General features: G+C 39.0%; 15 protein-coding genes and 1 other annotated feature. All 15 genes read right to left on the reverse strand.

Annotated elements, in window-relative coordinates:
- Positions 1-14 precede the first annotated feature (14 nt).
- Positions 15-266, reverse strand: a complete 252-nt coding sequence (locus tag AAIB49_RS11245; RefSeq protein ID WP_186871252.1) for a 50S ribosomal protein L7ae-like protein — start codon at positions 264-266, stop codon at positions 15-17.
- Between the two features lie 292 nt (positions 267-558).
- Positions 559-4,164, reverse strand: coding sequence for a DNA-directed RNA polymerase subunit beta' (gene rpoC, locus AAIB49_RS11250; protein ID WP_339217509.1), 3,606 nt, complete (start codon positions 4,162-4,164; stop codon positions 559-561).
- A 93-nt stretch (positions 4,165-4,257) separates the two neighbouring features.
- Positions 4,258-7,794 (reverse strand): DNA-directed RNA polymerase subunit beta, encoded by a 3,537-nt coding sequence (gene rpoB / locus AAIB49_RS11255; protein ID WP_343458097.1) that lies wholly within the window; start codon positions 7,792-7,794, stop codon positions 4,258-4,260.
- 455 nt (positions 7,795-8,249) lie between these two features.
- Positions 8,250-8,852 carry a class I SAM-dependent methyltransferase gene (locus AAIB49_RS11260; RefSeq protein WP_339217510.1) on the reverse strand — a complete coding sequence of 201 codons (603 nt, stop codon included), beginning with the start codon at positions 8,850-8,852 and terminating at the stop codon, positions 8,250-8,252.
- Positions 8,853-8,951: 99 nt separating this feature from the next.
- Positions 8,952-9,317, reverse strand: coding sequence for a 50S ribosomal protein L7/L12 (rplL, locus tag AAIB49_RS11265; protein WP_186871248.1), 366 nt, complete (start codon positions 9,315-9,317; stop codon positions 8,952-8,954).
- 67 nt (positions 9,318-9,384) lie between these two features.
- Positions 9,385-9,885 (reverse strand): 50S ribosomal protein L10, encoded by a 501-nt coding sequence (gene rplJ, locus AAIB49_RS11270; RefSeq protein ID WP_186871247.1) that lies wholly within the window; start codon positions 9,883-9,885, stop codon positions 9,385-9,387.
- A gap of 43 nt (positions 9,886-9,928) precedes the next feature.
- Positions 9,929-10,057: a sequence feature (ribosomal protein L10 leader region), on the reverse strand.
- Between the two features lie 47 nt (positions 10,058-10,104).
- Entirely contained in the window at positions 10,105-10,797 is a 693-nt protein-coding gene (gene rplA / locus AAIB49_RS11275; protein ID WP_186871246.1) for a 50S ribosomal protein L1, read from the reverse strand.
- 176 nt (positions 10,798-10,973) lie between these two features.
- Entirely contained in the window at positions 10,974-11,399 is a 426-nt protein-coding gene (gene rplK / locus AAIB49_RS11280) for a 50S ribosomal protein L11 (RefSeq protein ID WP_010095790.1), read from the reverse strand.
- Between the two features lie 273 nt (positions 11,400-11,672).
- Complete coding sequence (gene nusG, locus AAIB49_RS11285; RefSeq protein ID WP_186871245.1) at positions 11,673-12,206, reverse strand: transcription termination/antitermination protein NusG; 534 nt, start codon at positions 12,204-12,206, stop codon at positions 11,673-11,675.
- Between the two features lie 144 nt (positions 12,207-12,350).
- Positions 12,351-12,524 (reverse strand): preprotein translocase subunit SecE, encoded by a 174-nt coding sequence (gene secE / locus AAIB49_RS11290; protein ID WP_186871244.1) that lies wholly within the window; start codon positions 12,522-12,524, stop codon positions 12,351-12,353.
- Positions 12,525-12,580: 56 nt separating this feature from the next.
- Complete coding sequence (gene rpmG, locus AAIB49_RS11295) at positions 12,581-12,730, reverse strand: 50S ribosomal protein L33 (RefSeq protein WP_186871243.1); 150 nt, start codon at positions 12,728-12,730, stop codon at positions 12,581-12,583.
- 71 nt (positions 12,731-12,801) lie between these two features.
- Positions 12,802-13,452: an RNA polymerase sporulation sigma factor SigH gene (gene sigH, locus AAIB49_RS11300; RefSeq protein WP_186871242.1), complete on the reverse strand. Its 651-nt coding sequence runs from the start codon at positions 13,450-13,452 to the stop codon at positions 12,802-12,804.
- Positions 13,453-13,685: 233 nt separating this feature from the next.
- Positions 13,686-14,195: an NYN domain-containing protein gene (locus tag AAIB49_RS11305; protein WP_343458098.1), complete on the reverse strand. Its 510-nt coding sequence runs from the start codon at positions 14,193-14,195 to the stop codon at positions 13,686-13,688.
- A 3-nt stretch (positions 14,196-14,198) separates the two neighbouring features.
- The gene (gene rlmB, locus AAIB49_RS11310; RefSeq protein ID WP_343458099.1) at positions 14,199-14,942 is read right to left on the reverse strand and encodes a 23S rRNA (guanosine(2251)-2'-O)-methyltransferase RlmB; all 744 of its coding nucleotides are present in this window, start codon (positions 14,940-14,942) and stop codon (positions 14,199-14,201) included.
- Complete coding sequence (locus tag AAIB49_RS11315; RefSeq protein ID WP_186871239.1) at positions 14,943-15,341, reverse strand: Mini-ribonuclease 3; 399 nt, start codon at positions 15,339-15,341, stop codon at positions 14,943-14,945.
- Position 15,342 lies beyond the last annotated feature (1 nt).

Consider the following 15,342-nt stretch of genomic DNA (forward strand, 5'->3'; position numbering starts at 1 on the left):
GCCAAAACCACTTTCTACTTTTTAATTGCAACCGCTGATGCGCCGACATCTATTCCACATGCGGTTCCTAGCTTTTTCTTGGAATCAACACGTTGACATGGAATGTCTAGTGTTTTTGCTAATTCTTCTACTTTTTGTGTAACGAACCGATCAGCATCTTCGGCTATATACACTTGTTTCACTTGGCCATTTTTCATAGCTTTAAGTGTTTGCTTCACACCAATAATCGTTTGTGACTTTACTTGCAGTACTTTTTCATAAGACATGGTATATCCTCCAAAGTTACAAGTATAAATCGGAAGCACCTTGAATATAGTATCATTCTCGTTTTTTAATGTCAACTAGAATTCTAATATTTTTTGGTGCTTCCTTGATATTTTTTTCTTTATAGCTTCAGTTCAGAAAGGAAGTCACACCCGTGGTCCGAATACACTTTCTTTCTACAGGGCTTTATCTTGTGCGCTATTCCCATAGTAGATTCCTTGAATTCGGACCGCTTAGTGCGACTAATTAATTTGACTGATGACGTGCACTTTTACAGTTACATAGTCAATTAAGTTATTGAACTGGTTGTTCTAATTCTTCTTCTGTTTCTTCTTGTTCTACTGCTGGTAGTTGAATTTTGCGATAGCGTTGCATACCTGTTCCAGCCGGTACTAGCTTACCGATAATGACGTTTTCTTTAAGTCCTAGTAATTCATCACGTTTACCCTTAATTGCTGCGTCAGTAAGTACTCTAGTTGTTTCTTGGAATGATGCAGCTGATAAGAATGAATCCGTTTCTAGGGAAGCTTTTGTAATACCTAGTAATACCGGCCTACCTACAGCAGGCTGGTTACCTTCAAGTAATACTTTGCGGTTCGCTTCTTTGAATTGATGTAACTCAAGTAACGATCCAGGTAATACATCAGTATCTCCAGCATCAAGTACACGAACTTTACGTAGCATTTGACGTACCATTACCTCAACGTGCTTGTCGCCAATTTCTACACCTTGCATACGGTATACACGCTGCACTTCACGTAGTAAGTAGTCTTGAACGCCAGCTACTCCTTGAACACGAATCAGTTCTTTAGGATCCACTGAACCTTCTGTTAGTTCTTGACCAGCAATCACTTGGTCTCCAACAGATACTTTTAAGCGCGCATTGTATGGTACAGCATAAGAACGTTGTTCCACATCACCTTGTATCACAATTTCTTGTTTGTCTTTCACTTCGTGAATTTCTAGTACAGTACCGTGAACTTCACTGATGATCGCTTGCCCTTTCGGATTACGCGCTTCAAACAACTCTTGGATACGAGGTAGACCTTGAGTGATATCGTCTCCTGCTACCCCACCTGTATGGAAAGTACGCATCGTTAACTGTGTTCCTGGCTCACCAATAGATTGTGCTGCAATAATACCAACTGCTTCGCCAACTTCTACTTCTGAACCAGTCGCTAAGTTGCGACCATAACATTTCTTACATACGCCGTGTTTTGTATTACATGTAAACACGGTACGGATTGTTACTTGTTCAATTCCTGCTTCAACGATTTGTTTCGCCTGATCTTCAGAAATCACTGTATCGTATTTCACAATGACTTCTTTTGTTTCAGGATGAACCACTTCTTCGAACGCAGTACGTCCTACTAAACGGTCAAATAATGGCTCGATTACTTCATTTCCATCCATTAATGCTGTTACTGGTAATCCACGGTCGGTTCCACAATCTGTTTCACGAACGATAACGTCCTGTGCCACATCAACAAGACGACGTGTTAGGTAACCAGAGTCCGCTGTCTTCAGTGCTGTATCGGCTAGACCTTTACGCGCACCGTGCGTAGAAATAAAGTACTCTAATACCGTTAAACCTTCACGGAAACTAGATTTGATCGGTAACTCGATGATTCGTCCTGCTGGGTTAGCCATTAGTCCACGCATACCTGCTAACTGTGTAAAGTTAGATGCGTTACCACGGGCACCAGAGTCACTCATCATGAAGATCGGGTTACGATTATCTAGAGACTGCATTAGTTTATTTTGAATCGTATCTTTTGCTTGCGTCCAAACAGCGATAACACGATCATAACGCTCTTCTTCTGTGATTAAACCACGACGGAATTGCTTCATGACGTTATCTACTTTCTTCTGCGCTTCAATTAAGATTTCTTCTTTTTCAGGTAATACGACGATATCAGAAATACCAACTGTCATACCTGCAGTGGTAGACATACTAAATCCAAGATCCTTCATACGGTCAAGCATTTTAGATGTTTCTGTAATCTTAAATCGCTTGAACACTTCCGCAATAATATCACCTAAGAAGCCTTTCTTAAACGGCTTGATGATTTCGCGTTTTTGAATCTCTTCTTTAATATTTGTTCCTTTATCAACAAAGTACATTTCCGGAGTACGTTCCTCAAGATTTGTCTTAGTTGGTTCATTAATGTAAGGGAACGAATCTGGTAATATTTCGTTGAAAATTAATTTACCTACTGTTGTAAGTAATAGTTGGTTATTTTGTTCTTCTGTGAATGTTTTGTTGTTTAAGCTAGATGCTTGAACAGCAACACGAGTATGCAAATGAACATAACCATTTTGATATGCGATTCTAGCTTCATCTACACCCGTAAATACAGTACCTTCTCCAACTGCACCTTCACGTTCTAACGTTAGATAATAGTTACCTAATACCATATCCTGTGATGGTGTTACAACTGGTTTACCGTCTTTCGGGTTAAGAATATTCTGCGCTGCTAGCATTAGAAGACGTGCTTCTGCTTGTGCTTCTGCAGATAGCGGTACGTGAACAGCCATTTGGTCCCCGTCAAAATCAGCGTTATATGCTGTACATACTAATGGGTGTAGGCGGATAGCACGACCTTCTACTAATGTAGGTTCGAATGCTTGAATACCTAGTCTGTGAAGTGTAGGGGCACGGTTAAGTAATACCGGATGCTCCTTAATCACATCTTCTAAAACGCCCCAAACATCTGGGTGAACGCGCTCAATTTTACGTTTTGCAGATTTGATGTTATGCGCAATTCCACGCTCAACAAGTTCCTTCATAATGAACGGCTTGAATAACTCTAAAGCCATTTCTTTTGGTAATCCACATTGGTACATTTTTAAGTTTGGACCTACTACGATAACAGAACGTCCAGAGTAGTCTACACGTTTACCTAGTAAGTTTTGACGGAAACGACCTTGCTTACCTTTAAGCATATGGGATAGAGATTTCAATGGACGGTTTCCTGGTCCTGTAACCGGACGACCACGACGACCGTTATCAATTAAAGCATCTACTGCCTCTTGTAACATACGCTTTTCGTTTTGAACGATAATGCTAGGCGCACCTAAATCTAATAGACGTTTTAAACGATTGTTACGGTTAATTACACGACGATATAAATCGTTTAAGTCAGATGTAGCAAAACGACCACCATCTAACTGTACCATTGGTCTAATTTCTGGTGGGATAACCGGAAGAACATCTAAAATCATCCAAGAAGTCTCATTACCAGAATTACGAAATGCCTCTAGCACTTCTAAACGTTTAATTGCTCTCGTTCTACGTTGACCTTGAGCTGTTTTTAGTTCCTCTTTTAGCGCATCTACTTCTTTATCAAGGTCAATATCTTGAAGAAGTTTACGGATTGCTTCAGCACCCATTTGTGCTTTAAAGGCACTACCGTATTTTTCGTAATATGCACGAAACTCTTTTTCTGAAAGAAGTTGTTTCTTTTCTAAAGGTGTATTACCTGGATCTGTCACAATATATGCAGCAAAATAAATTACTTCTTCTAATGCACGTGGTGACATATCTAATACAAGACCCATACGACTAGGGATTCCTTTGAAATACCAAATGTGTGAAACAGGAGCTGCTAATTCAATATGCCCCATGCGTTCACGGCGTACTTTTGATTTGGTTACTTCAACACCACACCGATCACATACAACACCTTTGTAACGCACTCTTTTATATTTTCCACAATGACATTCCCAGTCCTTTTGTGGTCCAAAGATACGTTCACAGAATAAACCATCTTTTTCTGGCTTTAGTGTACGGTAGTTAATTGTCTCTGGCTTTTTAACCTCACCATACGACCAAGAACGAATCTTTTCTGGTGAAGCTAAACCTATCTTCATAAATTCAAAATTATTTACATCTAACAAGGGTATACCTCCCTTTTTAATGTCCGTTTTCCAATGGATTTACTTACGAATGAGCTATGGGGGAAAGACAATAAAGTCAATTCCCCACCAACATTAATTTTCTTCAACTTCTAAATTAAGCTTACTAGCTGCTTGTGTTTCTTCTTCTTCTAAGTCACGCATTTCTATTTCAGATTCGTCTCCAGCTAAGATTTTTACGTCTAAACCAAGACTCTGTAGCTCTTTAATTAATACTTTAAATGATTCTGGAACTCCTGGTTCAGGTACGTTATCGCCTTTAACGATTGCTTCATACGTTTTCACACGTCCAACAACGTCATCCGATTTCACGGTTAGAATTTCTTGTAACGTGTATGCAGCACCATATGCTTCTAGTGCCCATACCTCCATCTCACCGAAACGTTGTCCACCAAACTGTGCTTTACCACCAAGCGGCTGCTGTGTAACAAGCGAGTATGGACCAGTTGAACGAGCGTGTAATTTATCATCAACCATGTGCGCTAGTTTAATCATATACATGACACCAACAGATACACGATTATCAAATGGTACTCCAGTTCTTCCATCATAAAGAATCGTTTTCGCATCACGTGGCATACCAGCTTCTTCTAATGTATCCCAAACGTCTTGCTCTGTCGCCCCATCAAATACCGGTGTAGCAACATGGATACCTAGCTGTCTAGCAGCCATACCTAGATGTAATTCAAACACCTGTCCGATGTTCATACGCGATGGTACCCCTAATGGGTTAAGCATGATATCGACCGGTGTACCATCAGGTAAGAATGGCATATCTTCCTCCGGTAAAATACGGGAAATAACCCCTTTGTTACCGTGACGTCCTGCCATTTTATCCCCTTCATGGATTTTACGTTTTTGTACAATGTAAACACGTACTAATTCATTAACGCCTGGTGGTAGTTCATCACCATCTTCACGATTGAAGACTTTGACGTCTAATACAATACCGCCAGCACCATGTGGTACACGTAAAGATGTATCGCGTACTTCACGAGCCTTTTCACCGAAGATTGCGTGTAATAAACGCTCTTCCGCTGAAAGTTCAGTAACCCCTTTTGGTGTTACTTTACCTACTAGAATATCACCGTCTGAAACCTCTGCACCGATACGAATAATCCCTTGTTCGTTAAGATTCTTCAGTGCTTCTTCCCCTACATTCGGGATATCGCGAGTGATTTCTTCTGGTCCAAGCTTCGTGTCACGCGCTTCAGATTCATACTCTTCAATATGGATCGAAGTATATACATCATCTTTTACAAGACGCTCACTCATGATGATTGCATCCTCGTAGTTGTAACCTTCCCATGTCATGAACGCTACTAATACGTTACGTCCAAGTGCAAGCTCACCTTTTTCCATGGAAGGTCCATCCGCAAGTACCTCACCTTTTGTAACACGATCACCCTCTGTTACATTCGGGCGTTGATTTATACAAGTACCTTGGTTAGAACGAATAAACTTCTGAAGCTTATAGCGATCTAAATCACCTTTTACTTCTTTACCATCCACCACAGATACACGACGTACTAAAATTTCTTTTGCTTCTACTCGTTCTACAATACCATCATTCTTACAGATGATTGCTGCTCCAGAGTCTTTACCAGATACATACTCCATTCCAGTACCTACAATTGGAGCTTCTGGATTTAATAATGGAACCGCCTGACGTTGCATGTTCGCTCCCATTAGTGCACGGTTGGAGTCATCGTTTTCTAAGAATGGAATACATGCTGTCGCAGCCGATACTACCTGCTTCGGTGAAACGTCCATGTAATCTATCTTTTCACGAGCAACAACTGTATTTTCACCACGGAAACGTGCTACTACTTCTTCATCAGCGAATGTTCCATCTTCATTTAATCTAGCATTTGCTTGGGCAACTACATAATTATCCTCTTCATCTGCTGTTAAATAATCAATTTGGTTTGTAACTCTACCAGTATCCGGATCAACCCGACGATATGGCGTTTCAATAAATCCAAATTTATTCACTTTCGCATAGGAAGATAATGAGTTAATTAACCCAATGTTCGGCCCCTCTGGAGTTTCAATCGGACACATACGACCATAGTGGGAATAGTGAACGTCACGCACTTCAAAACCAGCACGTTCACGAGTTAAACCACCAGGTCCTAGAGCTGACAGACGACGTTTATGTGTTAATTCAGCTAACGGGTTAGTCTGATCCATAAACTGTGATAACTGTGAGCTTCCGAAGAACTCTTTAATAGACGCAATAACCGGACGGATGTTGATTAATTGTTGTGGTGTTACACTAGATGTATCTTGAATAGACATACGTTCACGAACCACACGCTCCATACGGGATAAACCAATACGGAACTGGTTTTGTAGTAATTCACCAACAGAACGAAGTCTACGGTTACCTAAATGGTCAATATCATCTGTGTCACCAACTTGGTGTAGTAAGTTAAAGAAATAGCTAATCGATGCTAATATATCAGCCGGTGTAATATGTTTCACACTCGTATCGATATTTGCATTACCAATTAGATTAAGCACTCTTTCACCACTTGGGTCTGTTGGATCAACAATCTTAATAGATTGAATTCGAATCGGATCCTCTAATACACCATCATGTGGCTCTAGAATTTGTTCACCAAGAACAACATCTTTTTTCTCGATATATGGAATGATTTTATCTAACAATCTACGTTCGACCTTATCTCCTGCTTCTGCAAGAACTTCACCAGTATCCATATCAACAATAGGCTCAGCCAATACTTGATTGAATAAACGATTTTTCAGATGAAGTTTCTTGTTGATCTTGTAACGTCCAACATGCGCAAGGTCATAACGTTTAGGATCAAAGAAACGTGAAATTAATAAGCTTTTCGCATTTTCTACAGTAGGTGGTTCACCCGGACGCAGGCGCTCGTAAATTTCTAATAGCGCTTTTTCAGTCGTTTCGGTATTATCCTTTTCTAGCGTATTGATCAGATACTCGTTTTCACCGATTAAATCGATAATCTCTTGATCAGAACCAAAACCAAGCGCACGTAATAGTACGGTAATTGGCAATTTACGTGTACGATCAATACGTACATAAGCGACGTCTTTAGCATCTGTTTCAAATTCTAACCATGCACCGCGGTTTGGAATAACAGTTGCCGCAACACCACGCTTACCGTTTTTATCCATTTTTTCATTAAAATAGACACTAGGTGAACGTACAAGCTGCGAAACAATTACACGTTCAGCTCCATTGATAATGAACGTACCAGTATCTGTCATGAGAGGGAAGTCTCCCATAAAGACTTCTTGCTCTTTCACTTCGCCGGTTTCGTTATTAATCAATCGAACCTTTACACGAAGTGGAGCATTATAAGTAACATCTCTTTCTTTTGATTCATCTACAGGGTATTTCGGCTCACCTAAGCTATAATCAACAAACTCAAGTGATAGGTTACCTGTAAAATCCTCAATCGGAGAAATGTCCTGGAACATTTCTCTCAAACCTTCTTCCATAAACCATTGATATGAAGCGGTTTGGATTTCGATTAGATTCGGCAATTCTAATACTTCACTGATGCGCGCATAACTTCTACGTTGGCGGTGCCGTCCATACTGAACTAGTTGACCTGTCAACTGCTTCACCTCTCAAATCATGCATATTTTATTTGCGAGCAGAGCTCACATGTAAATAACAACTATATTGTTAGAAAACAATTGTTTCTTGTTAATGCTTTCTTAGTTGGAGAAACAATTGCTTAAAAACGAAAAAAACTACTAATAGGATTTATGTACAAGTAACAAACCAAAGTGAATCAACAGCGGACGTTGATTCTACTTATAAGGTAAAACTATTACTTGCCATCCCTAAAAATATGGGGTATGATTTTAAAATAGAAAAGCATAATAAGTTGTACATTCATCTGAAACAATTCCACAAAAGCGAAAAATAGATAGAACGCTCATAATTCGATTCTATCATTGTTTCCTAAACTTGATGAATTATACACTTTCCTCTTTCAAAAAAATTCTCTTGACAAAATAATCCCATATTAGCATTTTATTATATTATCATAGTCCTTCTATCGAAGTCAATCATTTATTGACCGCAAAATAAAATAACCTTTACTCTTTGCTATCGTTTCACAATTTCCGAATAAAGATTCTAATTTTTGTATAGCAGAAGGAGCACCTTGCTTTTTCTGAATCACAACCCAAAGTTCGCCACCTTCAAGCAAACTTTCTCTACTACCTTCAAACATCCCATGCACAACCGATTTCCCGGCTCGAATAGGTGGATTAGTTAATATAGCAGCAAACTTTCGATTGTCTAATCCCAAAAATCTATCACTGAGAACAAATTCTACATTCGATACTCCATTTTGCTCCGCATTGGATGCAGCTAATGTTAACGCGCGTTCATTAACATCGGCCATAACAACCTTACGCTCTAGCAATTCATTTGCAATAGAAATCCCTATCGGCCCATAACCACACCCTAAATCCAGTATATCCCCGGGAATTTCAGGCGGAGTAAATGTTTCTATTAATAACCTCGATCCAAAATCTACTTCATTCTTAGAAAACACACCGACATCACTTGTAAATTTATATTCTTTTCCTCTCAGTCTGTAATTCCAATGTTTGGGTGAACTTTTTGATTGGGGTTTTTGTGAAAAGTAATGCTCAGACATTTGGGCACCTACTTTACTTTTATGTAATATAAGGAAGATTCTGTGTAAATGTAGAGCCCGTCGAATAGTTACGACGAGCTCATGTTCATTGAATTATAATTATTTAACTTCTACAGAAGCGCCTGCTTCTTCAAGTTTAGCTTTAACTTCTTCAGCTTCATCTTTAGAAACGCCTTCTTTAACAGCTTTAGGAGCGTTATCTACTAAATCTTTAGCGTCTTTTAAGCCAAGACCAGTGATTTCACGAACCGCTTTAACAACTTTAATTTTAGAAGCACCAGCATCAGCAAGTACTACGTCAAATTCAGTTTTTTCTTCAGCAGCTCCACCAGCAGCAGCTCCACCAGCTACAGCAACAGGTGCAGCAGCAGTTACTCCAAATTCTTCTTCAATAGCTTTTACAAGATCGTTAAGATCTAGTACAGACATTTCTTTAATAGCATCGATAATTTGCTCTTTAGTCATTTTTATTTCCTCCTGATTTTTAATGTTTTTTTAATATCCTAAGACAATTGGTTGATTCACAATCAACTTACGCGCCTTGTTCTTCTTTTTGTTCTGCAACAGCTTTTGTAACATAAGCAAAGTTGCGCATAGGTGCTTGTAGTACGCTGAGTAGCATAGATACCATACCTTCGTAGTTCGGTAGATCTGCAAGCTCCTTGATTTGATCAAGCGTTACGATTTTGCCATCTAAGACACCTGCTTTAATTTCTAAAGCTTCGTGCTCTTTAGCAAAATTGCTAAGGATCTTCGCTGGAGCAACTACATCATCTTTACTAAAAGCAATAGCAGTTGGTCCAACTAAAACTTCATTTAATTCAGCTAATTCAGCTGCTTCAGCTGCACGACGAGACATTGTGTTTTTGTACACTTTGAACTCAACACCAGCATCACGAAGTTGCTTACGAAGTTCAGTAACCTCTGCAACGTCAAGACCACGATAATCAACTAAAACTGTTGATTGGCTTTCACGGAATTTATCAGCGATTTCTTGTACGATTTGTTGTTTCTTTTCCATTACTTTTGACATTGTTCCACCTCCCGTTAGTTTCGTCCATCATACCGTTATAGGTTTCACTATTAAAAGAGCCCCCATATAGACATGGAGGCTCGAATAAACAAAGTTTAACTTGTTTCAAACACCTCGGCAGGATATTAAGCTTTTCAGCACCTACTGTCTACGGTACAACGTATTCAATTCATCACAAATTACAGTATACCGAATCGAGGATTAAAAGTCAATTACCAATTAACGGTAGTTAGAAACGTCTACTCTGATTCCAGGTCCCATTGTTGAAGTAATTGCAACATTCTTCATGTAAACCCCTTTAGCAGCTTGAGGTTTTACTTTTACAATTGTTTCAACAAGAGCTTCGAAGTTTTCAACAAGCTTTTGGTTGTCGAAAGAAATTTTTCCGATAGGAACGTGGATATTAGATTGCTTATCTACACGATATTCAACCTTACCAGCTTTAATTTCTTTGATTGCTTTTTCTACTTCGAATGTAACAGTACCAGTTTTAGGATTTGGCATTAAGCCTTTAGGTCCTAGAACTCTACCTAATTTACCAACTTCAGCCATCATGTCTGGAGTCGCAACAATCACATCAAACTCAAACCAACCTTGGTTGATTTTGTTGATTAGATCTTGATCTCCAACATAATCTGCTCCAGCCGCTTCTGCTTCTTTCACTTTGTCACCTTTAGCGAATACTAGTACACGTTGTGTTTTACCAGTACCGTTTGGTAACACCATAGCACCACGGATTTGTTGGTCAGCTTTCTTAGGGTCAACCCCTAGACGGAAAGCCACTTCTACAGTTTCATCAAATTTAGCTTTCGCTGTTTCTTTTAATAAAGCAACAGCTTCGTTTATATCATAAGATTTAGAACGATCAATTAGCTTTGCAGCTTCTTGATATCTTTTACCTCTTTTAGCCATTATTTATTTCCTCCTCTAATGTGGTAATAGCGGTAGTACCTCCCACTTATAGAAGCAGCGCTTGCTTCTATAAAGCTTACGATACAATCTATTAGTTATAGATTGATTTCATGAAAAAGGGTTGCGCGAAACGGAAGACCATTACCGCAACCTCTAGTAGTAACATTTATAGAGTATTAGTCTTCGATTACAATACCCATGCTACGTGCAGTTCCTTCAACCATACGCATAGCCGCTTCAACGTCAGCTGCGTTTAAATCAGGCATTTTAGTTTCTGCAATTTCTCTTACTTTATCACGTTTTAAAGTAGCGACCTTTGTTTTGTTAGGTTCACCAGATCCTGACTCTAATCCAGCTGCTTTTTTAAGTAATACTGCAGCAGGTGGAGTTTTCGTAATAAATGTAAATGAACGGTCTTCAAATACAGTGATTTCAACCGGAATAATTAAACCAGCTTGATCTTGCGTACGTGCGTTGAATTCCTTACAGAATCCCATGATATTTACACCAGCTTGACCTAGTGCAGGTCCCACCGGTGGAGCTGGATTCGCTTTACCAGCTGGAATTTGCAATTTAACTAATTTGATTACTTTTTTAGCCACGAGACACACCTCCTTAAAGTCCGTGATGTGGTAATTGGGGATTTTCCCCTCCCACTCAGGTTTTCATTCCCTCCTAGGGCATGAATAACAAAAGAATTTTAGCATGTATTCCGAAAAAATGCAAGTGCCTTCTGAAAAGTTTAGCATATTCCTTTGGTTCGAATCACGACCATGACCACGATCTATAGACAGGAAAAATTCCTGATACACACCATATACCGCAAGTATTTATTACTATTTTTTTGCGATTTCTATTACGTTTCTATATAAAACTTATATTTTCTCAATTTGCGAGAAATCTAGCTCAACCGGGGTTTCTCTTCCGAACATGTTAACATGTACTTTTATTTTTTGCTTGTCCATGTCGATGTGTTCAATAGAACCAGTGAAGTTCGAGAACGGTCCATCTGTTACGCGAACGTTTTCTTTCAGCTCAAAGTCAACTTGAACAACCGGCTCTGCCATGCCCATTCTTTTTAGAATTGCTTCTGCTTCTCCTGGCATGAGTGGGGTTGGCTTCGTACCTCCACCACTTGATCCGATAAAGCCTGTCACACCTGGCGTGTTACGTACCACATACCAAGAATCATCCGTCATTATCATTTCAGCTAATACATAACCTGGAAATACCTTCTTTTTCAAGACTTTCTTTTTGCCATTTTTTATTTCCGTTTCTTCCTCTTCTGGAACAATGACACGAAAGATTTTATCTTCCATTCCCATCGTTTCGACACGCTTTTCTAAGTTAGCCTTTACTTTGTTTTCATATCCTGAGTACGTATGAACAACATACCAATTTTTCTCCATTTATTTAGGACAATTACGTTGCCCTTCCCTCCCTTTATAGGTGAATTTATATCAAAAAACAACATATTAAAAAAACCCGCAAATTTCGGGTTTTTTTAGAAACTTCCTTAATCTATTTTTCATTATAGCATATTTGTAGGAAAATTATTCAAAAAATAAGTTCAATACTTGTGAAATACCTAAATCAACAACACCAAAGAATAGTGCCATAAAGATAACCGTAGTGATAACAACGATCGTATAGCTTGTTAATTCCTTACCTTTTGGCCAACTAACCTTTTTCATTTCTTTAGATACGTTACCTAGAAACTTAAACATGCTTGTACCCTCCCCAAACTTAGGCCTTGAAGATGCGTAAAAATGAATTTATAAATTTATTTTGTTTCGCGATGCAATGTATGTTGCCCACATGTTTTACAATATTTGCGCACTTCCATGCGTGAAGCTTGTGTGGATACATTCTTACTAGTAGTATAGTTTCTGCTAGAACAAATTGCACACGCTAAAGTAATTTTTTTCGTCATGATTTCACCCCGTATTTCGGGATATTTCCTCACTTAAATGTAGCATGGTTGACAGGCTGTGTCAACGTCGCCTATTGACCCACTTCGTTTGCTTCCATCAGCTGCTCCAGTTTACGCTTAACTCGTTGTAGTGCATTATCAATTGATTTAACATGTCGGTTAAGATCGGCTGATATTTCCTGATAGGTCCGTCCTTCCAAGTACAATTGAAGAACCCCTCTCTCAAATTCACTAAGTAATTCGGAAAGCTTTACTTCCATATCACCAAACTTCTCTTGGTTAACGAGTAACTCCTGTGGGTCTATCGCCGTTGATCCTGCTATTACATCAAGTAATGTCCTGTCCGACTCTTCATCATATATAGGCTTGTCCAATGACACATATGAATTAAGTGGAATATGCTTTTGTCGAGTGGCTGTTTTGATCGCGGTAATTATTTGCCTAGTAATACACAATTCAGCAAACGCTTTAAATGACGTTAATTTATCCTCATTATAATCGCGAATTGCTTTATAAAGGCCAATCATCCCTTCTTGGATAATATCTTCTTTATCCGCTCCAATTAGAAAATACGTTCTAGCTTTTGCCCGGACAAAGTTCTTATATTTATGTATTAAATAATCTAATGCCTGATTGTCTCCTTGATGAATTAACTCTAAAATTTCATCATCATCAAGCGTAACTAATTTGTCGTTGTCTTTGATTAATTGCTTGATGTTCATCCGGAAAGCCCCCTTGACAAATTGTCAATCATTAAAAATATTATACAGTAAGCGATTTAATAACTCAATAGCTATAATTTTCAAACGTTTTACCGCTTTAATGTTTGCTCCGATTAGTTATGCGACAAATGAAAAATATAGCTAACCCCTCGATTAAACAATCCTATCCCAATAGCTAGAACCGCTTCGTTTACTTACTACTCTCTTATAACGAAAAAGAGGGAAATGCACAGTTACATTTTCCCTCTTCTCCATTTTTCAAACTTCTCTAATATGTCATCATTTAATGGGATCTTCGACTTTGGTCTTGCCTTCATATGCTCTGACACACTATGCGAGATTTCCCGATTCATATTCTCAAGCTCTACCTTTAATTCTCGAGCTGATTTCCTAAGTGCACCTTGTCCGAAAATCATTCGCTGTTCCTCATAATCAGATGTTGCAACATAGATTTGTGTTCTTACATTCTTTACTTTTTTAACTAACCGCTCAATACATTCGTCAGCTGTTTCCTTCTCTTTTGTATAAATGATTTCTACCTTGTATTGCTTAAGCTTACTCTCTATTCCACGAACATAGTAGGCATCAAATACAATAATCACACGGGATCCAGAATAAGCTTGGTATTCTGCCATTAACTCAATTAACTGATCTCGAGCTTGGCTTAAGTCTTTCTGCTTTAACTGCTTTAGCTCATCCCAATCACCGATAATGTTATAGCCGTCTACTATTAATACAACCATAAACTACTCACCGACAGGATACCTTTTACGGTACACCTCATATAACAATAAGCTACACGCGACAGAGGCATTAAGAGAAGAAACGTTTCCCTTCATCGGGAGACTTACCGTCCAATCACACTTTTCACGTACTAGTCGACTCATTCCTTTTCCTTCGTTCCCTATCACTAATGCAATCGGAAGCGCTCCGTCCAATTTCCGATAATCCTCCGTTGCTTCCGCTTCTGTACCAACTACCCACACATTTTCTCGCTTCAATTCTTCAATTGTGTTCGCAATATTGGTCACACGAGCTACAGGGATATGCTCTAGAGCGCCTGCTGCTGTCTTCGCTACTGTTGCGGTTAAACCAACAGAACGTCGCTTCGGAATGATGACACCGTGTGCACCAGTAGCATCTGCTGTTCGCAATATGGATCCTAAATTATGAGGGTCTTCTAATTCATCTAAAATAATAAAAAACGGCTCTTCGTTTCTTTCCTTGGCCTTTCTAAACAATTCATCCAGTGATGCATACTGATAGGAAGCTACATAAGCGACAACCCCCTGGTGGTTTCCATCTGTTATGTGATCTAGCTTCGATTTGGGAACCTTTTGTACAATAGTCCCCGCTTGTTTGCCGAGCTGAATAATCTTTCCTTGTGTATTAGCATTTAATTGATCTGAAATAAGCACTTTATTCACGGATCTTCCTGAATTTAGTGCTTCTATTACTGGGTTTTTACCAATAATCATTTCTTGATCCATTTAGCCATTCCTCCTTTCTATTTGTTCAATCGCTAAATTTATTAAATCCTGTAACCTTGTCTCATTTTTAGATAAGTAATGAAACCCAATTAACGCCTCAAACGCCGTAGAATAACGATAGGTGACAACATCGGTGTTTTTAGGAACGGAGCCGGATTTTGCATTTCTCCCTCTTGCAACAATCCGCTCCTCCTCACTCGTTAAAATCCCTTGCTCTAACCAATCCCGCAAAACAAAGCTTTGCGCTTTGGCCGATACAAAGGTAATGGCCTTCTGATGTAGTTGATTAGGCTTCACGGTTCCTTTTGCTAATAAATGCTCGCGAACAAATACTTCATAGATTGCATCGCCCATATAGGCAAGGGCTAAGCTTTTCATCTGTTTAATGTCAGTTCCCATT

The sequence above is a fragment of the Ornithinibacillus proteolyticus genome (genome assembly GCF_039581225.1).
In the GTDB taxonomy this organism is placed as follows: domain Bacteria; phylum Bacillota; class Bacilli; order Bacillales; family Amphibacillaceae; genus Ornithinibacillus; species Ornithinibacillus massiliensis.

Bases quoted from the DNA above. Each gene is read 5' to 3' on its own strand.
- secE (WP_186871244.1), bottom strand. From the start codon at position 12,524: ATGTTTAAGTTTCTAGGTAACGTATCTAAAGAAATGAAAAAGGTTAGT.
- rlmB (WP_343458099.1), bottom strand. From the start codon at position 14,942: ATGGATCAAGAAATGATTATTGGTAAAAACCCAGTAATAGAAGCACTA.
- AAIB49_RS11245 (WP_186871252.1), bottom strand. From the start codon at position 266: ATGTCTTATGAAAAAGTACTGCAAGTAAAGTCACAAACGATTATTGGT.
- rplA (WP_186871246.1), bottom strand. From the start codon at position 10,797: ATGGCTAAAAGAGGTAAAAGATATCAAGAAGCTGCAAAGCTAATTGAT.
- rplJ (WP_186871247.1), bottom strand. From the start codon at position 9,885: ATGTCAAAAGTAATGGAAAAGAAACAACAAATCGTACAAGAAATCGCT.
- sigH (WP_186871242.1), bottom strand. From the start codon at position 13,452: ATGAACATCAAGCAATTAATCAAAGACAACGACAAATTAGTTACGCTT.
- AAIB49_RS11315 (WP_186871239.1), bottom strand. From the start codon at position 15,341: ATGGGAACTGACATTAAACAGATGAAAAGCTTAGCCCTTGCCTATATG.
- rplL (WP_186871248.1), bottom strand. From the start codon at position 9,317: ATGACTAAAGAGCAAATTATCGATGCTATTAAAGAAATGTCTGTACTA.
- AAIB49_RS11260 (WP_339217510.1), bottom strand. From the start codon at position 8,852: ATGTCTGAGCATTACTTTTCACAAAAACCCCAATCAAAAAGTTCACCC.
- nusG (WP_186871245.1), bottom strand. From the start codon at position 12,206: ATGGAGAAAAATTGGTATGTTGTTCATACGTACTCAGGATATGAAAAC.
- rpmG (WP_186871243.1), bottom strand. From the start codon at position 12,730: ATGACGAAAAAAATTACTTTAGCGTGTGCAATTTGTTCTAGCAGAAAC.
- AAIB49_RS11305 (WP_343458098.1), bottom strand. From the start codon at position 14,195: ATGGTTGTATTAATAGTAGACGGCTATAACATTATCGGTGATTGGGAT.